The sequence below is a fragment of the Rhodococcus koreensis genome (assembly GCF_017068375.1).
In the GTDB taxonomy this organism is placed as follows: Bacteria; Actinomycetota; Actinomycetes; order Mycobacteriales; family Mycobacteriaceae; genus Rhodococcus_F; species Rhodococcus_F koreensis.
In genome coordinates, this window is record NZ_CP070609.1 from 2434508 (window position 1) to 2453633 (window position 19126).

The following is a 19126-nucleotide window of genomic DNA, read 5'->3' on the forward strand; positions in this document are numbered from 1 at the left end:
GCGGCAGCGCACCGACACCCCGGCCGCAGCCGGGGTGTCACGCGACTCAGCTGGCGCCGATGACACCGCAGGCCACACGAGAGCCTGCGTCACCGGTGTTCAGGGTTTCCTGATCGGGAGCGGGTGCGTAACGGGTGGGGATGTTCGCGAAATTGTCGGGACCCGAGTGGATCATGACCGCGGTGCCGCTGTCGCCGTTCTTCAGGTCCTCGACCGTGAAGGCGTCGGTGGTGGTGACCAACTCGGCGGTGCCGTCCTCCAGCACCTGCAGCGAGGTGAGGTCGCCGCTCGCGGGGTGCCCCGAGTGGCCCTCGGCCTGGAAGTGCCCGCCCGCGGACAGGAAGTTTCCGGGCGCACCACCGGTCGGTGCCACGGAGTTCGTCTCACACTTTCCGACGGAGTGCACGTGGAATCCGTGGAACCCGGGCGTCTGATCCTTGACGGACACGGTGACCTCGACGTGACTTCCCGACTGCTTGAACGTGGCGGTACCCACGTTCACGCCCTCCGCGTTCTTCAGCGTCGCGGTGAGCGCGCCGCTCTCCGCGTGCTCGCCCGAGCCGCTCTCGGCGTCGCCGGGAACGCCTGCGGCACTGGGATCGGCGGCACCGGTCCAGACGGGAGGAGTGGTGCCGGGAACGTCGGACGGCGCCTCGTTGTTACTGCAGGCGGTCAGTCCGAGTGCGGCAATGGCCACCACCGGGGTGACAATGCGCCAGGACATCCGACGGGTAGAACTCGAGGCCATCAAACCGCTCCTTTGAGGTGGCGAAGAAGTGCATCTGATCATAACCGCGGCGCCGATGCACCGACCGTCCGGTCTACTGCGCGGAAGTGACGATGACGACCACACCGGCAGACGAATTCGCGATTCCCGGGAACTTCGGCTCGGCCGACACCCCCAGTTGCGCCGCGATCTCGATGGCCGCTTCCTTCTCCGCGGCGGAAGTCCCGTAGTACACGGTGGTTTCGGAGATGGTGCTGTCGCTGTAGTTGCCGGTCTCCGACACCGTCCACCCCGAGGACATCAGTTCGGTGGCGGTCTGGCTCGCGAGACCCGTGACGTTGCTGTTGTTGAGCACCCGCACCGGCACCGACGCCGCGTCGGCGGCCTTCGTGGTACTGGACGCACCGGACGTCGTGCTCGCCGCGGAAGCCGAGGTGCCTCCCGCCGCTCCGGCGGCCGTCGTCGGACGGGCGGCGGTGGTCGTGGCAGCCGCCGAGGTCGTGACGGTGGCTGCGGTCTCCTCCGAGTCCGAACCTCCGAGGGAGGCGAAACCGAGACCCGCGAAGAGAATCGCGAGGGCGATCAGCACCATCGCGAGGGCACGTAACGGCGGGCCGGACGATTCGGGTTTCGGAGTACTCACGATGTCGACCTTAGCGACCGGGTGCTACGTGACGTCGAACCCGAGGCGACGGGCCGCGCGGGCCTTCTGCCTGCTCGCGCGCAGCCGTCGCAGGCGCTTCACGAGCATCGGGTCGGCTGCGAGTGCCTCCGGCCGGTCCACCAGCGCGTTGAGCACCTGGTAGTACCGGGTGGCGGACATGTCGAACAGCTCTTTGATCGCTTCTTCCTTCGCGCCGGCGTACTTCCACCATTGGCGCTCGAAGGACAGGATGTCGTGCTCCCGACGCGAGAGACCGTCGTCGACGACGTCGTCGACCCCTACGGAAGTGTCGCTGTCGGTGCGCTCGGACTGGTTCCGACTACGCGCTGTTGCGCCGTCCATCTCACTCCTCGACTACTAGCTCTCGCTCGATGTCAGCGAAACCACGTTCCCCCGGCTCCTCGATCGCGTGGCCGACCGAGCAACGAATTACACAGCTGTACTTCAGCGACTATTCAACCACGACGAACGCCGCGGGCAGTGCGAACGGCTCGGGCGCGCCGCACTATCCTTGACGACCATGGCCATCCTCCCCATCCGGATCGTGGGCGACCCGGTATTGCACGAACCGACCGAGACGGTGTCCCAGTCACCTGCGGAACTCGCAGACATCATCGCCGACATGTACGACACGATGGACGCCGCCAACGGCGTCGGGCTCGCCGCCAACCAGGTCGGCCTGCCGCTGCGGTTGTTCGTCTACGACTGCCCGGACGTCGACGAGAACGGAAAGCCGTTCCGCCGCCGGGGTTGCGTCGTCAACCCGGTCCTCGAGACGTCGGAACGACCCGAGACCATGCCGGACCCGGACGACGACGTCGAGGGCTGCCTGTCGGTTCCCGGCGAGCAGTTCCCCACCGGCCGGGCCGAGTGGGCGAAGGTCACCGGCACCGACGCCGACGGCAACGCCGTCGAGATCGAGGGACGCGACTTCTTCGCGCGCATGCTGCAGCACGAGGTCGGTCACCTCGACGGTTTCCTCTACGTCGACATGCTGGTCGGCCGCAACGCACGCGCCGCCAAGAAGACCATCAAGCGCGCCGGCTGGGGAGTTCCCGGGCTCAGCTGGGTGCCGGGAACGGTCGAAGACCCGTTCGGGCATGACGACTGACATTCCGCTCGGAAGCCGGGTGGTGCTGCGATACCAACTGCCGCCCGGGTCCAGCCATCCGGTGACCGACGTCATCGGGGTGCTCGAGAGCATCGAGCCGGCCGTGGTCGTCCGCGACGCTGCCGGCTCCGCGATCGAAGTGGAGCCGGAGCGTGTGGTCGCACTGAAGGCGGTCCCCGCACGACCGGTGCGGGCGAGCGAGATCCGGTCCCTCGAACTGGCCTCCGCCGACGGCTGGCCGGGTATCGAGCACGCATGGATCGACGGCTGGCTCGCCCGGTACGGCCACGGCTTCACCGGACGCGCCAACTCGGCGGCGCCGCTCGGCGACCGCGGGACGGTCGGGAGTCTCGACGACCCCTCCCCCGGCGGCACGCTCGACCGCCTGCGCGAGTGGTACGCCGAACGGGACCGCCCGCTGCGGTTGCTGATCCCCGACCGCCTGGGCGAGGTGCCGCTGGGCTGGAACGTCAGCGACGAAGTGGTCGTGATGGCCGCCGACGTCGAAAACCTGGCGCTGCCCGAGGGTCCGCGGACCACGACGGTCACCGATCACCCGGATCCGGACTGGCTCGCCCTGTACCGCTACCGTGGGTCCGCGCTGCCCGACTTCGCGGTCGACGTGCTGAACGCGGTCCGCGGCGGGACGCTCGGCTTCGGCCGGATCGGCGCCGCCGACTCGGCGCTCCTCGCCGTCGCCCGCGGATCCGTCACGACCGCGCCCGACGACCGACGATGGGTCGGACTCACCGCGGTCGAGGTGGCGCAGGCTCACCGCCGCCGCGGAATCGGCAGCCTGATCTGCGGCGACATGATCAATTGGGGACGCGAGCACGGCGCGACCCACGCGTGCCTGCAGGTCGCCGTCGAGAACGAGGGCGCGCAGGCGATGTACCGCAACGTCGGCTTCGTGGCGCACCACCGGTACCGCTACGCCACCGAACCCGGCGGCTGAAAATCTGTCGGACAATGCCGCTAGGGTGGCTGCCGTGCGCATCGCAACCTGGAACGTGAACTCTGTTCGTGCCCGTACCGACCGGATCCTGGACTGGCTCCAGCGGTCCGACGTCGACGTGCTGGCGATGCAGGAAACCAAGTGCAAGGACGAGCAGTTCCCGTACGAGCGGTTCCGCGAACTGGGGTACGAGGTCGCGCACGTGGGCCTCAGCCAGTGGAACGGTGTCGCGATCGCGTCCCGTGTCGGTCTCGACGACGTGCAGATCGGCTTCGAGGATCAGCCCGGGTTCCACAAGGACCCGGAGGTCGCGCCCGCGCAGGAAGCCCGCGCCATCGGCGCCACCTGCAACGGCGTCCGCATCTGGAGCCTGTACGTCCCCAACGGCCGTGAGCTCGCCGATCCGCACTACACGTACAAGCTGGAGTGGCTGGCGAAGCTGCACACGGATGCGGTCGGATGGCTGGACCGAAATCCGGACGCGCAGATCGCGCTGGTCGGCGACTGGAACGTCGCGCCCACCGACGAGGACGTCTGGGATCCGGCGCTGTTCGAGGGCAAGACCCACACGTCCGTCCCCGAGCGCGAGGCCTTCCAGGCGTTCGTCGAATCGGGATTCGCCGATGTCGTCCGTCCGCACACCCCGGGCCCGGGTGTCTACACCTACTGGGACTACACCCAGCTGCGGTTCCCGAAGAAGCAGGGAATGCGCATCGACTTCGTGCTCGGGTCGCCCGCCCTCGCGGGCCGTGTCGACAAGGCCGAGATCGACCGCAACGAACGCAAGGGCAAGGGCGCCAGCGATCACGCGCCGGTCATCGTCGACCTCGGCGACTGAGAACGCAGCAACCCGAGACTCACAACCGCACAACCGAACCCGATGAGCACGCCGTGCGCGATGCGCAGGGGGGCGTCGGCGTAGAACTGCGGGATGAACAGTGCGAACCCCACTGCCATCGGAATGCCCGACCAGCCGGCGAGTAGCCGGGAGCGGGCGATGGCCACGGCGGCCGCCGCCGCGCCGACCGCGACGAGGAGCAGGCCGGTGGCGAACAGCGTCGCCTGCGCCGCTCCCATCCGCACGCTCTCGGCGAGGGCGGTGACGGCACCGTCGTCCAGGCCGCTGGCGCCGAGCGTGTGCAGCGCGAACGTTTCGGCCCCGTAGTACGGCAGGGTCAGTCCGATGCCGATCCACGACGCCGCCACGGCAACCACGCCCGCCCGCCTGCCGGCCGTCCCCTCCAGCAGGCCGGCGAGCGGAACGAGCGCGAGTCCGAACGCGATGAATCCGCCGACGGCGGCGAGGTGGGCGACGAGCCACCACGGTGAGGCGAACTCCGCCCGCCCGTCCGGTGCCCCGCCCGCCGCGTACGGACGCACCACGGGGTAGACGACGAACAGCGCACCCGCGAGGGCGAACAGCGCTGCGGCGGAGATCCGTGCGATCCCGGCACGACCGTCGATCCGATCCGACACCACCATGACACGCCTCCGATTGTGAGCACTGCTCTCTATGCAGAGCAGTATTCACCACGAATCGACGTCCAGCAAGAGCAGTGCTCTCGGAAGTCGTTCTAGTCGGCGACCAGGATGTCGAGATGCTCTGGGTTCAGCGCCACGTAGCGCCGGACGTACGTGCAGATGGGACGCACCTTCCAGCCCCGCCGGCGCGCTGAACCCAGCGCCTCGCCCACGAGGACCGCGGCGAGGCCGCGGCCACCGAAGTCTTCCACGATCACCGTGTGCATGAACGCGACCACCTCGCCGGACTCGGCGGTGAACCCGGGGATGTCGTCCTCGTCGCGATAGCCGAGGATGCCGACCAGCTCGTCCCCCAGCCACAGATCGAATCGTTCGTGGGCGGGGTTGTCGAGTACGCGAGTATCGACGGCCGTGATGCTCCCCGACGGCTCGGAACCGTCCGACATGTGATCCATGCCACTCATGGAATCAGTTCACGAGCACCGTCGCGAGTGGAATCACCGGCCCCGGAACCGTTTCGTTGCCGACGAGTGGTCGATTCGTGTCCCGACCGCGTCAGGCGTCCACCGGAACCATGAGGTCGCGGTAGTCGGGATGCCCCGCGACGAAGCGCTGCACGTACGTGCAGACGGGCCGGACCTTCCAGCCGTACCCGCGGGCGAGGTCGAGGGAGCGCCCCACCATGAGTGCGGCGAGTCCGCGGTGACCGAAGTCCTCCACGATCACCGTGTGCATGAACGAGACCACCGGGGCCTGACGCCCCCGACTCTTCGGGCCCGGCGGCCGGGCCACCACTCCCGCACCCGCACCCGGTGGGGTGTCCGCGAGGGCGAAGTATCCGAGGATGCCGACCAGGTCACCACTCAGTCGGAGTTCGAATCGGTTCTGATCGGCGTTGTCGATCACGTCCACAACCTGCGCGTCCGTCAGCATGGCTATCTCCTGGGGGTATGTGTCGTAATCGAAATGTGATGTTCATCACCCTTTATACCGATGCACGGAACCGCTGTCCAAGTTTCCCCCGAATGTTCACTCTCAGAGATCTCGGTTACAGTCTCCGGGACAACTACACATCCACGGGGGCTCGCACCAGCGGGCTGAGAGGACGGCTAGGGGCCGTCGACCGTCGAACCTGTCCGGGTAATGCCGGCGTAGGGAGCATCATCGATGAGCACAACCATATCTACAGCCACGTCCGTCACCACGGGACCGATCCAGGGCAGCACCAAGCAGTACCTGCTGTCGGGCGACGACGTCCGGGTGCCGGTCCGGCGCGTACATCTCACCAACGGTGAGCACCTCGACGTGTACGACACGTCGGGCCCGTACACCGACACGGACGCCACGATCGACCTGGACGCGGGACTTCCGCATCTGCGGGCGTCGTGGATCGCCGACCGGGCGGGCACCCAGCTCGACGCCGCCCGCGCCGGAACCGTCACCCCTGAGATGCGGTATTGCGCTGCACGAGAGGGTGTTTCACCTGAGGTGGTGCGCGCCGAAGTCGCGGCGGGTCGCGCCGTGATCCCGGCCAACCGCTGCCACCCCGAACTCGAGCCGATGATCATCGGCAAGGCGTTCGCGGTCAAGATCAACGCGAACATCGGCAACAGCGCGGTGACGTCGTCGATCGCGGAAGAGGTCGAGAAGATGGTGTGGGCGACGCGGTGGGGCGCGGACACCATCATGGACCTGTCCACCGGCAAGAACATTCACGAGACCAGGGAATGGATCCTGCGCAATTCGCCGGTGCCCGTGGGGACCGTGCCGATCTATCAGGCGCTGGAGAAGGTCGACGGCGATCCGACCGCGCTCACGTGGGAGATCTACCGCGACACCGTGATCGAGCAATGCGAGCAGGGCGTCGACTACATGACGGTCCACGCCGGGGTGCTGCTCCGCTACATTCCGCTGACCGCGCGCCGGGTCACCGGCATCGTCTCCCGCGGCGGTTCGATCATGGCGGCCTGGTGCCTGGCCCATCATCGGGAATCGTTCCTGTACACCCACTTCGACGAACTCTGCGAGATCCTCCACCGCTACGACGTCACGTTCTCGCTCGGTGACGGTCTGCGCCCCGGCTCCATCGCGGACGCCAACGACGAGGCCCAGTTCGCCGAGCTCCGCACCCTCGGCGAGCTCACGAAGATCGCGAAATCGCATGGCGTGCAGGTGATGATCGAAGGTCCCGGGCACGTGCCGATGCACAAGATCGTCGAGAACGTGCGGCTCGAGGAGGAGTTGTGCGAGGAGGCGCCGTTCTACACGCTCGGACCGCTCGCCACCGACATCGCACCGGCGTACGACCACATCACGTCCGCGATCGGGGCGGCGATGATCGCGCAGGCCGGTACCGCGATGCTCTGCTACGTGACACCCAAGGAGCACCTGGGGCTGCCGAACCGGGACGACGTCAAGACCGGGGTCATCACGTACAAGATCGCGGCGCACGCCGCGGACCTCGCAAAGCAGCATCCGCGCGCGCAGGAGCGGGACGACGCGCTGTCGAAGGCCCGGTTCGAGTTCCGCTGGCACGACCAGTTCGCCCTGTCCCTCGACCCGGACACGGCGCGGGAGTTCCACGACGAGACGCTGCCCGCCGAGCCGGCGAAGACGGCCCACTTCTGCTCGATGTGCGGTCCGAAGTTCTGCTCCATGCGGATCTCCGCCGACGTGCGGGAGTACGCGCAGCAGCACGGACTCGATTCGGTCGAAGCCATCGAGGCGGGCATGGCCGAGAAGTCGAGCGAGTTCGTCGACGCAGGTGGCCGTGTGTATCTGCCCGTCGAATCCGTCACCTCAGAGAATCGGTAAGGTCCCCTTCGTGAAGCTGCTGCCCCTGACCCCCGACGGCCAGACCCCCGTCCGCGTCCTCACCATCGCCGGCACCGATTCCGGCGGTGGCGCCGGGATCCAGGCGGACTCGCGGACGATGGCGCTGTGCGGCGTCCACGCATGTGTCGCGGTCGCCGCGGTGACGGTGCAGAACTCGGTGGGGGTCAGCGGCTTCCACGAGATTCCGCCGGAGACGGTGGCCGCGCAGGTGCGGTGCGTCGTCGACGACATCGGGGTCGGGGCAGCGAAGACGGGGATGCTGGCGTCGACGGCCATCATCGAGGCCGTCGCCGCCGTGTGCACCGAGGTCGGGATCGGCCGGGACCAACCGGTCCCGCTGGTCGTCGACCCGGTGTGCGCGTCGATGCACGGCGATCCGCTCCTGCACGCCGAGGCGCTGGACGCCGTGCGAAACACGCTGATCCCGATCGCCACGGTGGTCACCCCGAATCTCGACGAGATCCGGTTGATCACCGGCATCGACGTGGTGGACGACGCGACCGCACGCCGGGCCGCGGAGGCGCTGCACGCACTCGGCGCGCAGTGGTCGATCGTGAAGGGCGGGCACCTGCGGACGTCGGCGTCGAGCACCGATCTGCTGTTCGACGGCGACCGATTCCTCGAGTTCAGCAGTCCCCGGATCGACACCGGCAACGACCACGGCGGCGGCGACACCCTCGCGGCCGCCATCGCGAGTGCACTCGCCCACGGATGGTCCGTGCCCGACGCGGTGGCGTTCGGCAAGGAGTGGGTCACCAAGTGCCTGGAGGCGTCGTACGACCTGGGTGCCGGTCACGGCCCCGTCTCCCCCCTGTGGCGCCTGCGGCACCCGTGAGTACTTATTAACGTCCGGCGGTTAACAAGTACTCACGGGCGGCGGAGCCGCAACCGCCAGATACCGAGGTCCGAGGGCACCCCGCTGGGGGCGGGGGCGAAGAAGGCGCGCCGCCACGGCTTGACCCCGACCCCCAGGTCGTCGAGGGTGCCCGGCTGCAGGCTCGACAGCGTGGCGGACGACGCCATCACGTTGCCGTCGCCGCCGAGTTCCATCATGCGGGCCGCGACGGTCACGTCGACACCGAGCCAATCGCTGCCGATCTGCCGGGGCGAACCGGTGTGGAGGCCGACGCGCATGCGGGGGCGGTAGCCGTCCACCTCGACGTCCGCGAGGGCGTCCTGCGCGGCGAAGACGGCGTCGATCGCGCGGTCCGGGCTGGAGAAGACGGCCATCACACCGTCGCCGAGTCGTTTCACCACATGCCCGCCCCGGTCGACGATGGGGGTCTCGACGGCCCGGGCGACGTCGCGCAGCAGGGCGAGGGTGGCGCTGTCACCGGCGGGCAGCGACCAACTGGAGAACCCGACGAGGTCGGTGAACACGATGGTCACCTCCCGTGTTCCCCGGCCGCGTCCGGTGCGCTCGAGCAGTGCCTGCCACACCTGCAGCGCGCCGAGGCTCATCTCGCGGGACGCGCCCGGCTGGTGATCGAGGAAGCGGTCGGCGACGCGGGCGATCGCCCGCGCGCTTCCGGGGCCCGCCGTCGACAGTGGGTCCCCGAACGCGGGATCGCCGGGGAGCGCGCGACGAATCTTCCGCAGCCCCTCGATCAGCTGTGGCTGCCGGTTGACCGATTCCACCCAGCCCAGCACCTTGTCGCCCCGTTTCGGTGTCTGCGCAGCGCCGTGCTCGGCACTGTTCTCTTCGGCGGGGTCGTCGCTCACGAGAGTAAGAGTAACTCAGCGTCACATGCACAAACCCGTGACGAATCGGACATCACTCGGTGGCCCGCGCCTTCTCCCGGTCCGCGCCGATGGGGACTCCGTTCGGCCCCGCGAGCGACTCCGCGTACACCCCGACGGCATACGCGACCGCGGCGGCATTCTTGGCGAGCGCGGCCCTGTCCACGTTCTCGAGGGTATCGGTCGCGCTGTGGTAGTTCTTGTCGTACACGACACCCGGGGTGCCGCCCCACTTCTGCGCCTGCTCGGGGGTCTTCGTCTCGTCGGCGCCGCTGAACACGCCGCCCGACGGGATGCCGTGCTCGATGAACGGACCGTAATCGGATCGGCCGTCGAAGTCCGTGCCGTCCGCGGCGATGCCGTCGCCCTGCAGGAACTCGGTGAACGTGCGCTCGATGCCCGCGGATCCCTCGGGTCCGGGCCCCTCGCCGACGTTGTCGGAGTTGTCGCCGTCGTAGGCCAGGTAGCCGGCGTTCTCGGAACCGAGCATGTCGAAGTTCAGGTACAGCGCGATGTCGTTCCGCTGCTCCTCGCTGAGGCTGTCGACGTACGCCTCCGATCCGAGCAGACCCAGTTCCTCGGCGCCCCAGAACGCGAAGCGCACGGCGTTGTCGACGTCGGGCGAACCGCCGAGTTGCACGGCCGTTTCGAGGGTCGCGGCGACGCCGGTGCCGTTGTCGTTGATGCCGGGGCCCTCGGGGACGCTGTCCAGGTGCGCGCCGACCATCACGACGTCCTCGGTCGAGCCGGTCTTCGTCTGGGCGATGACGTTGCGCGCAGTGCTCGACTCGGTGACGGTGTCGAGCGTGAGGGTGACGTCACCCCCCGCCTGCTCGAGCGCGGCGCCGTCCGCCTTGCTCACCCCGCCCGTGGGCACCTTGCCCACATCCGGGTCGCCGAGGGTGCCGCCGCTCATCGGTCCGTCCTCGTTGTTGACGACGATCACGCCTGCGGCACCGCGCTCGGACGCCACCTGCTGCTTGGCCGCGAACGGGCACACCCCGCGGTTCACGAGGACGATCGCGCCTGTCACGTCGAGGCCGTCGTAATCGGTGACCTCGCATCCCGGACTGTCGTCCTTCGGGGCGGGCACCAGGCGGGCGGTGAGCCCCTGCGGACCGGTCGACGGTGAATACGACATCGCCCGGACGTCGAAGTCGCGGTCGCCGGACCGCAGGGCCTCCGTCCGCACGTCGAACTTGTGGAACTCGAATTCCGGGGTCTGGACGTCGAAGCCCTTGTCTTCCAATGTCTGTGCGACGTAGTCGACGCTCGCGTCGTAGCCGGACGTTCCGGCTGCGCGGTTGCCGTCGTTGCTCTCGGCGATCGTCTGCAGTTGCTCGAGGTGCCCCACCACACCGCTCTCGGTGACCGAGGCCGCGAGAGCGCTCGCGTCGACCGGCGGCGAATCGGGTTCACTCGTCGACGAGCACCCGGCCAGGACCATCGCACCGGCCACTCCGACTGTGAAAACTCCCCGTAGTCGCATGTCGGGAGCCTAACGCAGAAGCACCTGTGGGCCGGCGCGAATGGATTTCGCACCGGCCCACAGGCTCCCGCCCCACCGTCACCCTCAGCCAGGTCTCCCGACGATCACCTGGCGGAGGAGCAGGGCGAGATTACTGTATCGGGTGTCAGGCGTCGCGCTTGTTGACGACCACCAGTCCGGCCCCGAAGATCACGAAGACGAACACCGCGAAGTACACGAGGCTGCCCCACGGGCCCCAGTGGAAATCGACTCCCTGCGGCGCTCCCAGGAAGTTGTTGGCGTTGAGGAACGGCAGGAACGGCATGATCTTCTGGCCGAACGAGCCGAACAGGTTGAACAGGCTCTCGATCAGCAGCGGCCACAGCAGCAGCAGGGCGATCGCCCCCGCCGACTGACGCAGCAGGGTGCCGACTCCGACGGCGAGAACCACGCACAGGAACGCGTAGATCGGGACGCCGTAGATCGACCGCCACGCGTCCGCACCGGTCAGGGTGAGTGCCGCTCCGGCCTCGTCGCCGGCCGTCGCCTTCGCAATGGCGTACGCGCCGAACGTGAGCACGAACGTCAGCACGGCGCCGAACGCGCCGATCAGGCCGGCCTTCGCGACGAGGACGGACGCCCGGTTCGGGATGGCCTGGAACGTGGTGCGGATGACCCCGAACCGGTATTCGCTGGTCACGGCCAGTGCCGCGAGGATCATCAGAACCAGCACACCGAACCCGGAGACACCGCCGACGGCGTCGGACATCTGCGGCAGGAACGGGTCGAAGTCGGGTTGCTTACCGTCCGCGATCTGGTTGTTGAACGTGTTGATGCTCGCCTTCGCGCTCAGCCCGATGACCGCCGCGAGACCGAGGCCCAGCACGATGATGATGACGGTGCACCACCACGGCGACCTCGTCGACGTGATCTTGATCCGTTCGGCATTGAGAACAGCCATTACAGTGCACCCCTCATCACATCTTCGACGCCCTCTGCGTGGTACTGCACGTCGTCTCCGGTCAACTTCATGAAGGCGTCCTCCAGCGATCCGCGCTGAGATGCCAACTCGTGCAGGACGATGCCCTGCGAACCGGCGATCCCGCCGACGACGTCCGTCGACGAATCCACCACGACGAGCGCCTGCTGCCCGTCGGATCCGTCCTCGCGCACGGTGAGTCCGTTGGACGTGAGCGCGCTGCGCAGCGCGTCCAGCTGTGGGCTCCGCACGCGCACCGTCGATTCCGAGGACTTGCTGACGAACTCGGACACGGTGGTGTCGGCGATCAGACGCCCGCGGCCGATGACCACCAGATGTTCTGCGGTGAGCGCCATCTCGGACAGCAGGTGGCTCGACACCAGCACGGTGCGGCCCTCGGCGGCGAGGCGCTGCATGAACTTCCGGATCCAGACGATGCCCTCCGGGTCGAGCCCGTTCACCGGCTCGTCGAACAGCAGCACCTTCGGATCGCCGAGCAGCGTGGCGGCCAGGCCCAGTCGCTGGGACATGCCGAGCGAGAATCCGCCGGCCTTCTTCCCCGCCACCTCGGTGAGCCCGACGAGGTGCAGCACCTCGTCGACCCGGCTCTTCGGCAGCGAGTTGGACGCCGCCATCCACTGCAGGTGGGCGCGGGCCGAGCGATTGGGGTGCACCCACTTCGCGTCGAGCAGAGCCCCCACCGTCCGCAGCGGCTGCACCAGGTCGCTGTACGGTTTGCCGTCGATCAGCGCGCTGCCCGCCGTGGGGCGGTCCAGCCCGAGGATCATGCGCATCGTCGTCGATTTTCCTGCACCGTTCGGGCCGAGGAAGCCGGTGACCATACCCGGCTTCACGTTGAACGTCAGGTTGTCCACCGCCTTCGTCGCACCGAAGGTCTTTGAAAGTCCCCTCACTTCAATCATGTGAGAAGAATGCCGGAACCTGCGGCCGGTGCGCATCGGCCGCAGGTCTACTCCCGACTCGTCCCCTGGTACCGGTCGGACCCCGAACCGGACCCCGACTCGACCCCGAGTTCTACGACGACGCCTGCGCCCAGAACCGCTTGGGGATGCGGCCCGCGTGCCGGGCCTCGTACCCCGCCACCACGGCCCCGCGCATCGCCGACGCCATGAGCGCCGGATCCTTCGCCCTGGTCACCGCCGTGGCCAGCAGGACGGCGTCGCAGCCGAGTTCCATCGCGAGGGTCGCGTCGCTGGCGGTCCCGATGCCGGCGTCGAGGATGACCGGTACCCCGGCACCCTCCACGATCATCTCGATGTTGTGCGGGTTCGCGATACCGAGCCCGGTGCCGATCGGCGAACCCAGCGGCATCACGGCCACGCAGCCGACGTCCTCGAGCCTGCGGGCCAGGACCGGGTCGTCGGTGGTGTACGGCAGGACGACGAATCCGTCGTCGACCAGTTGCTCGGCGGCGCTGACCAACTCGATGGCGTCGGGCATGAGGGTGCGTTCGTCGGCGATGACCTCGAGCTTCACCCAGTCGGTTTCGAGCGCCTCCCGGGCGAGTTGCGCCGTCAGCACCGCCTCGGCCGCACCGCGACACCCCGCGGTGTTGGGCAGCGGCGCGATGTCGAGCCGGCGCAGCAGGTCCAGCACCCCGGTGCCGCCGACGGCGTCGACGCGGCGCATCGCGACCGTGGTCAGCTCGGTGCCGGACGCGACGAGCGCCTCTTCGAGCACCGTCAGGTTGGCGGCGCCACCGGTGCCCATGATCAACCGTGAACCGAACGTGCGGCCCGCGATCGTGAGGCCCTTCTGCACGCCGGGCGTCGCGTCAGCCACCCTGCACCGCCGTGAGGATCTCGATCTCCCAGCCCCGGACCACGAGCTCGTCCCAACGGGCGCGGGGGAACACGGCGCCGTTCACGGCCACCGCGATTCCCTTGGTCGGCAGGTTCAGCACCTCCAGCAGCCCGGTGACGGTCAACGGTTCCGTGAACTCGTGATCCTCGCCGTTGACGCTGATGCCGATCGGCACCACTACTTGCTGCTCACTCATCTCTACCTCGCTACTTTCTCGAAACGTTCGGGGTCTGCGGCTTTCGCCTCGACCAGTGCCGAGCCCTCCAACAATGCCACCGTCGCGTCGGCGGTCACCGGAGTGAGCAGGATGCCGTTGCGGCCGTGTCCCGTCGCCACCACGACCCGATCGGACACCCGGCCGATCAGCGGCAGGTTGTCCGGGGTCATCGGACGCAGACCCGCCGAGGTCTCACGCAGTTCGTACTCGCCGATGGCGGGCATCAGCGCCTCCGCGTCCGCGATCAGGTCCCGCACACCGGCCACCGTGACCTGCGTGTCGTTGCCCGATTCGTACTGGGTGGCTCCGACGACGATGCCGTCGGCACGCGGCACCAGGTAGGCGGGTCTGCCGTGGACGCTGCCGCGGATGGTCCGGCCCGGCGCGGGGGTCACCCCGGGACGGGCCCGCAACCGCAGGATCTCGCCCTTCACCGGGCGCACCGGAAGTCCCGGCCACAGTGCCGGTGACGCGATGCCCGCGGTGACGACGATCTGGTCCGCGCCCAGCCCGTCCAGACTGCGCACGGCCTCACCGATCAGCTCCACCCCGGCGTCGACGGCACACCGTTGCAACGCCTGCAGGAGCAGCCTGTTGTCGACGGCCAGTTCGTCGACGGCCAAGAGCCCTAACCGGACTCCGCGACCCAGCATCGGCTCGAGGGCGCGGACCTCGGCGCGATTCAGGATCTGCAGATCCCGGCCCTGCGCCCCCACCCACTCGGCGATGGTCCGGAGGTCTTCGGCGTCGGCGCCGTCCAACGCGACGGTGAGCGAACCCTCCGACGTGAACAGGTCGACGCCGGCCCCGGCCTCCAGTTCCTTCCCGAACTCGGGCCACCGGTCGAGCGACGCGCTCCCCAGTTCGAGGACGCTCTCCTCACCGGGCCAGCCCTCGGACAGCGGGGCGAGCATGCCGCCCGCCACCCAGGACGCTCCCGAACCGATCGACGGGTCGTACAGCTTCACCGACCAGCCGTTGCGGGCTGCTCGCCACGCAATCGACAGGCCGATCACTCCGCCTCCGACGACGGATACCGATCTCGCCATTGAACTCCACCTCACTTCCTGCGCCGGCATGATCCGGGTCAGGTATGACGGTCGGGCTCGGCGTGAGCCCCTCTCAGCCCCACGTTCCCCGGGACTCCCGTGTTGCACTTTCACCGTAGAGGCTACCGTCATGCCGTGACCACCTCACATCACAGCAACCTCACGGACCGTCGGCGCCGCCTCGGAACAGCACGTTTGTACCTGTGCACCGATGCTCGGCGCGAGAAGGGCGACCTGGCGCAGTTCGCCGAGGCCGCGCTGTCCGGCGGCGTCGACATCATCCAGCTCCGCGACAAGGGCTCGGCCGGTGAGAAGAAGTTCGGCACGATGGACGCCAGGGACGAACTGGCGGCACTGTCGGTGCTCGCGGCCGCGGCCAGGCGGCACGGGGCGCTGCTCGCCGTCAACGACCGGGCCGACATGGCGCTGGCCGCAGGCGCCGACGTCCTGCACCTCGGCCAGGGCGATCTGCCCGTCCCCTACGCGCGGACCGTCGTGGGTTCGGATGTGCTGATCGGCCGGTCCACGCACAGCCGCGCCCAGGCCAGCCTCGCGGCGATCGAGGACGGCGTCGACTACTTCTGCACCGGACCGGTGTGGGCGACCCCCACCAAGCCCGGGCGGACCGCGTCGGGCATCGACCTGGTGCGCTCGACCGCCGACTCCGCGCCGAACCGCCCGTGGTTCGCGATCGGCGGCATCGACGAGTCCCGGGTTCCGGAGATCCTCGCCGCAGGCGCCGACCGGATCGTCGTCGTGCGGGCCATCACCGAGGCCCGCGACCCGCAGGCCGCCGCGCGCTCACTGTCCGCCCTGCTGCAGCAGAACGCGTAGTTACGCCTGCTGGAGCCAGTCTCGCACCGTGGCGGGCGGTAGGACCACGACCGTGGCGGGCAACTGTTCGATCAGCTCGGGGTCGGTGGTGACGACCGCGGTCACCGTCCCCAGCGTGGTGCCGTGACCTGCCGGTTCGGCGAGGCGACCGACCGTGTCCAGTGCCTCGAGCACCTCGACGCGCGGCAGCCACCCGTAGGTGCCGTCGGGCAGGTGCACGGTGCGGGGCAGTGCCTTCGACAGCTGCGCGAGCGCGCCGCTCTCACCCAGCACGTCGTACCGGTCGAGCAGCAGCCGCACCTCGGTGGTGCGCAGTTGCGGCCACCCCGCTTCGAACCCGGGGTGCAGTGGCAACCCGGCGACGTCGGTTTCCCGCACCCAGCGCAGTTCGGTGCTCTCACCGTTCGCGACGGTGGGCAGTGGACGCTCGGCGTCGGCGATCACCGTGGTGTAACTCCAGCCGCTCGCGGCCTTCATGGTGACGACCTCGGTGCGGACTCTGATGGCCGCACTCTCGATGCCGGCTTCCTCGTGCGCCTCGCGTACCGCGGCGTGGGTCGTGGTCTCGTGGCTGTCCCGGGCACCGCCCGGCAACGCCCACGTCCCGCCCTGGTGGCTCCAGGCCGCACGGTGCTGTAAGAGCACGGCCGGCGTCTCGTCCGGGAGCGGCGCACGCAGCAACAACCCGGCCGCACCGTGCTTGCCCCAATGACGACTGCCGTCCGGCCCGGTCGCCCAGCCGTCACCGTCACCACGCATCGACTACCCCTGTCCGACCTGATGGGTCTCCCTGCAGTTCCCTCACACTAACGGTTTCTGCCGGAAGTGCCCGATATCCCCAGTCACCGACTCCTGCTTATATGCTCCCCACAAGGTGCGGCCGTGACACGGGAGGGGTGCGACGTGGTTCTGCGTGAGGCGCCGTCGATCGAACCCCACGGCAGCCGCGCCCTGTCTGCCGCCGCGGACGACGACGTCGACCCCGCCGTCGCGCGTCGTAAGGAACTTCGGGCCTTCCTGGGGTCGACACCCGCCAAGCTCACCGCCCTCGGCGCGCTCCTGGTGCTGCTCACCCTGACCGCCGGATTCGTGGCCGCGTCGACCGTGAACGGCAGGGAGGCCACCCTCGACAGCGTCCTCGCCGAGACCGAACCGCTGTCGTTCTCGGCGCAGAACCTCTACAGCGCCCTGTCGGTGGCGGACGCCGCGGCCACCACCGCGTTCATCTCCGGCGGTCTCGAACCCCCCGAACTCCGGGACACGTACGCGCAGGCGCTCGGCACGGCCTCCGCCGACCTCGTGTACGCGTCCGGCGGGCTCGCCCCCAGCGACGTGGACAGCAGGCGCCTTCTCGCCTCCATCTCCACCGACCTCAGCGTCTACTCCGGTCTCGTCGAGACCGCGCGGGCCAACAACCGCACCGGTCACCCCGTGGGCGCGGCCTACCTCAGCGAGGCATCCACGCTGATGCAGACGAGCATGCTGCCGAAGGCCCAGGAGTTGCACGCCCGGCAGGAAACCGACGTCGCGGACATACAGCGGGACTACTCCCGTCCACCCTGGACGGCGCTGATCCTGGTCCTCGTCGCGCTCGTCGCGCTGCTCGTCGCGCAGGTCGTCCTCGCACGGCTGAGCAGGCGCACGTTCAATCTCGGGTTGATCCTGGCGTCGTCGTGCACCGCGATCCTCCTCGTGTGGATGCTGGTCGCCGGGTTGGTCTCCTCCCTCGACACCAAGCGGGCGCTGACCCAGGGCGCCCGACCGATGCACGAGTTGACCGCGGCGCGCATCCTGGCGCAGCAGGCGCGCACCGAGGAGACGCTCAAACTGGTCCGCCGGGACTCTAACGGCGACTACGACGCCGTCTTCGAGGACAAGTCCGGTCAGCTCGACACCCTGCTGTCGGGCTATCCGCACGACGGCGACCGCGCGGTCGGCCACGACGAGGTGGTGCGGGCCGAGGACGCCTGGAAAAGCTGGTCTTCGGCGCACGATCGCATGAACGAGATCCTCGCGAAGGGCGACTTCGTTTCGGCGGCAACGGTTGCCATCGGGCCGGGACCCTCGGATTCCGCGGCCCAGTTCACCGCCGTCGACGATGCGCTCACCGACGGGATCGGGACCGCCCGCGACCATCTGCGGTCGAACGTCGAGTCCGCGGCCCGGGTGCTGACCGCACTCGGTTCCGGCGCCCTCGTCCTCACGCTCGTCGCGTTCGCCGGAATTATCATCGGGTTGTGGCCTCGGTTGAGGGAATACCAGTGAGGCGGCACCGGATCGCGCTGGTGCTGCTGGCGGCCACGTTGCTGATCGGCGGGTGCGCCGAGGCCGCTCCGGAGCACGTCGGATCGCCGAACGTGTCCTACACCGAACCCCCGCTTCCCGCGGCCGCGGCACCGGCCCCCGAGACCAGCGCCGCCCCGCCTGCTCCCGAGAAGGACTGCGGCGACCCCACCGCGAGCCTGCGCCCGTTCCCCGACTCCGACACGCCGATGCCGACGGTCGACGCCATCCGCGCGCGGGGGCGTCTCGTCGTCGGCCTCGACACGGGCAGCAACCTGATGAGTTTCCGCGCTCCCGCGACCGGCGCCGTCGAGGGCTTCGACGTCGACGTCGCCCGGGAGATCTCGCGGGACCTGTTCGGCGACCCGGACCGGCTCGACTACCGCATTCTCACGTCGGCGAATCGTGAGAAGGCGCTGCAGGAGTCGATGGTCGACATCGTGGCGAAGACGATGACCATCACCTGCGACCGCAAGGAACGGGTGGCGTTCTCCTCCGAGTACTTCGAGGCGCAGCAGCGGGTTCTGGTCGTGAAGGGATCCCCGATCCGCAGCGCCGCCGACCTGGGCGGAAAGCGGGTCTGCGTCGTCCGCGGCACGACGTCGCTGACCCGGTTGCAGAAGGTCGCGCCGACCGCCGAGATCCTCACGGTCCCCATGTGGTCGGATTGCCTGGTGGTCCTGCAGCAGCGGCAGGTCGACGCGGTGAGCACCGACGACACGATCCTCGCCGGCCTGGCGTCCCAGGACCCGTACCTCGAGATCGTGGGGGACAGCATGGGCGCCGAACCGTACGGCATCGGCATCACCAAGGCGAACGAGGACCTCGTGCGGTTCGTCAACCGCACACTCGAACGGATCCGCAGCGACGGAACCTGGACCAGAATGTACGACCAGTGGCTGTCGGTGCTGGGCCCGTCCCCCGCCCCGCCGTCCGCCGTGTACCAGGACTGAGGGGA

At 68.9% G+C, this 19126-nt stretch carries 22 protein-coding genes and 2 riboswitches; of the genes, 8 read left to right on the forward strand and 14 right to left on the reverse strand.

Translation table 11 applies throughout. The annotated features are described in order from the left end of the window. Positions 1 to 46 precede the first annotated feature (46 nt). The 3 genes from sodC to JWS14_RS11365 form a co-directional block, all read right to left on the reverse strand. Complete coding sequence (gene sodC / locus JWS14_RS11355; protein ID WP_072948476.1) at positions 47 to 748, reverse strand: superoxide dismutase[Cu-Zn]; 702 nt, start codon at positions 746 to 748, stop codon at positions 47 to 49. A gap of 73 nt (positions 749 to 821) precedes the next feature. Continuing rightward, complete coding sequence (locus JWS14_RS11360; protein WP_072948478.1) at positions 822 to 1370, reverse strand: LytR C-terminal domain-containing protein; 549 nt, start codon at positions 1368 to 1370, stop codon at positions 822 to 824. A gap of 24 nt (positions 1371 to 1394) precedes the next feature. After that, entirely contained in the window at positions 1395 to 1733 is a 339-nt protein-coding gene (locus JWS14_RS11365) for a DUF3263 domain-containing protein (protein ID WP_072948479.1), read from the reverse strand. A 178-nt stretch (positions 1734 to 1911) separates the two neighbouring features. Between JWS14_RS11365 and JWS14_RS11370 the strand changes: the two genes are divergently transcribed. Genes JWS14_RS11370 through JWS14_RS11380 form a run of 3 tightly spaced genes read left to right on the forward strand, consistent with a single transcriptional unit; the run spans position 1912 to position 4295 of the window. Next, positions 1912 to 2502 (forward strand): peptide deformylase, encoded by a 591-nt coding sequence (locus JWS14_RS11370; protein WP_072948481.1) that lies wholly within the window; start codon positions 1912 to 1914, stop codon positions 2500 to 2502. Then, positions 2492 to 3457: an N-acetylglutamate synthase, CG3035 family gene (locus tag JWS14_RS11375; protein ID WP_095862473.1), complete on the forward strand. Its 966-nt coding sequence runs from the start codon at positions 2492 to 2494 to the stop codon at positions 3455 to 3457. The genes JWS14_RS11370 and JWS14_RS11375 overlap by 11 nt, the downstream gene beginning before the upstream one ends. A 34-nt stretch (positions 3458 to 3491) precedes the next feature. Next, on the forward strand, positions 3492 to 4295 hold the full coding sequence (locus JWS14_RS11380; RefSeq protein ID WP_072948485.1) for an exodeoxyribonuclease III: 804 nt from the start codon (positions 3492 to 3494) through the stop codon (positions 4293 to 4295). Here the strand turns inward: JWS14_RS11380 and JWS14_RS11385 are convergent. From JWS14_RS11385 to JWS14_RS11395, 3 genes are all read right to left on the reverse strand, one after another. Next, positions 4262 to 4939 (reverse strand): hypothetical protein, encoded by a 678-nt coding sequence (locus JWS14_RS11385; RefSeq protein WP_072948487.1) that lies wholly within the window; start codon positions 4937 to 4939, stop codon positions 4262 to 4264. The two genes, JWS14_RS11380 and JWS14_RS11385, sit on opposite strands and share 34 nt — an antisense overlap. A 92-nt stretch (positions 4940 to 5031) precedes the next feature. After that, positions 5032 to 5394: a GNAT family N-acetyltransferase gene (locus JWS14_RS11390; RefSeq protein WP_206013159.1), complete on the reverse strand. Its 363-nt coding sequence runs from the start codon at positions 5392 to 5394 to the stop codon at positions 5032 to 5034. Between the two features lie 100 nt (positions 5395 to 5494). Beyond that, positions 5495 to 5872, reverse strand: coding sequence for a GNAT family N-acetyltransferase (locus JWS14_RS11395; RefSeq protein ID WP_072948491.1), 378 nt, complete (start codon positions 5870 to 5872; stop codon positions 5495 to 5497). A gap of 133 nt (positions 5873 to 6005) precedes the next feature. Continuing rightward, positions 6006 to 6114, forward strand: a riboswitch (TPP riboswitch). Here JWS14_RS11395 and thiC point away from each other — a divergent pair. Together thiC and thiD are read left to right on the forward strand one after the other, a co-directional pair. After that, positions 6107 to 7753 carry a phosphomethylpyrimidine synthase ThiC gene (gene thiC, locus JWS14_RS11400; protein ID WP_206013161.1) on the forward strand — a complete coding sequence of 549 codons (1647 nt, stop codon included), beginning with the start codon at positions 6107 to 6109 and terminating at the stop codon, positions 7751 to 7753. (Overlaps the previous riboswitch by 8 nt.) A 10-nt stretch (positions 7754 to 7763) precedes the next feature. Then, the gene (gene thiD, locus JWS14_RS11405; RefSeq protein ID WP_072948494.1) at positions 7764 to 8609 is read left to right on the forward strand and encodes a bifunctional hydroxymethylpyrimidine kinase/phosphomethylpyrimidine kinase; all 846 of its coding nucleotides are present in this window, start codon (positions 7764 to 7766) and stop codon (positions 8607 to 8609) included. A gap of 32 nt (positions 8610 to 8641) precedes the next feature. On the opposite strand, the gene JWS14_RS11410 is transcribed toward thiD, so the two are convergent. From JWS14_RS11410 to thiO, 7 genes are all read right to left on the reverse strand, one after another. Next, the gene (locus JWS14_RS11410; RefSeq protein WP_206013163.1) at positions 8642 to 9496 is read right to left on the reverse strand and encodes an adenylate/guanylate cyclase domain-containing protein; all 855 of its coding nucleotides are present in this window, start codon (positions 9494 to 9496) and stop codon (positions 8642 to 8644) included. A 52-nt stretch (positions 9497 to 9548) separates the two neighbouring features. Then, positions 9549 to 11003 carry a M20/M25/M40 family metallo-hydrolase gene (locus JWS14_RS11415; protein ID WP_174705564.1) on the reverse strand — a complete coding sequence of 485 codons (1455 nt, stop codon included), beginning with the start codon at positions 11001 to 11003 and terminating at the stop codon, positions 9549 to 9551. A gap of 145 nt (positions 11004 to 11148) precedes the next feature. After that, complete coding sequence (locus JWS14_RS11420) at positions 11149 to 11943, reverse strand: ABC transporter permease (protein WP_206013165.1); 795 nt, start codon at positions 11941 to 11943, stop codon at positions 11149 to 11151. Then, complete coding sequence (locus JWS14_RS11425) at positions 11943 to 12884, reverse strand: ABC transporter ATP-binding protein (protein ID WP_011594987.1); 942 nt, start codon at positions 12882 to 12884, stop codon at positions 11943 to 11945. Before JWS14_RS11425 ends, JWS14_RS11420 begins: the two co-directional genes overlap by 1 nt. Before the next feature lie 112 nt (positions 12885 to 12996). Next, the gene (thiG, locus tag JWS14_RS11430; protein ID WP_072948501.1) at positions 12997 to 13764 is read right to left on the reverse strand and encodes a thiazole synthase; all 768 of its coding nucleotides are present in this window, start codon (positions 13762 to 13764) and stop codon (positions 12997 to 12999) included. Further along, positions 13757 to 13981 carry a sulfur carrier protein ThiS gene (gene thiS, locus JWS14_RS11435; protein ID WP_005251712.1) on the reverse strand — a complete coding sequence of 75 codons (225 nt, stop codon included), beginning with the start codon at positions 13979 to 13981 and terminating at the stop codon, positions 13757 to 13759. The genes thiG and thiS overlap by 8 nt, the downstream gene beginning before the upstream one ends. A 2-nt stretch (positions 13982 to 13983) precedes the next feature. Beyond that, on the reverse strand, positions 13984 to 15051 hold the full coding sequence (thiO, locus tag JWS14_RS11440) for a glycine oxidase ThiO (RefSeq protein WP_206013167.1): 1068 nt from the start codon (positions 15049 to 15051) through the stop codon (positions 13984 to 13986). Next, positions 15050 to 15162: riboswitch (TPP riboswitch) on the reverse strand. Its footprint overlaps the gene before it by 2 nt. A gap of 24 nt (positions 15163 to 15186) precedes the next feature. On the opposite strand from thiO, the gene thiE reads away from it, so the two are divergent. After that, the gene (gene thiE, locus JWS14_RS11445) at positions 15187 to 15885 is read left to right on the forward strand and encodes a thiamine phosphate synthase (RefSeq protein WP_072948505.1); all 699 of its coding nucleotides are present in this window, start codon (positions 15187 to 15189) and stop codon (positions 15883 to 15885) included. Here the strand turns inward: thiE and JWS14_RS11450 are convergent, their stop codons facing one another. Then, on the reverse strand, positions 15886 to 16644 hold the full coding sequence (locus JWS14_RS11450) for an NUDIX hydrolase (protein WP_072948507.1): 759 nt from the start codon (positions 16642 to 16644) through the stop codon (positions 15886 to 15888). It lies immediately after the preceding gene. A 123-nt stretch (positions 16645 to 16767) separates the two neighbouring features. Between JWS14_RS11450 and JWS14_RS11455 the strand changes: the two genes are divergently transcribed. Continuing rightward, on the forward strand, positions 16768 to 18150 hold the full coding sequence (locus JWS14_RS11455) for a hypothetical protein (RefSeq protein ID WP_072948508.1): 1383 nt from the start codon (positions 16768 to 16770) through the stop codon (positions 18148 to 18150). Then, positions 18147 to 19121: a glutamate ABC transporter substrate-binding protein gene (locus JWS14_RS11460; protein WP_095862465.1), complete on the forward strand. Its 975-nt coding sequence runs from the start codon at positions 18147 to 18149 to the stop codon at positions 19119 to 19121. The genes JWS14_RS11455 and JWS14_RS11460 overlap by 4 nt, the downstream gene beginning before the upstream one ends. Positions 19122 to 19126 lie beyond the last annotated feature (5 nt).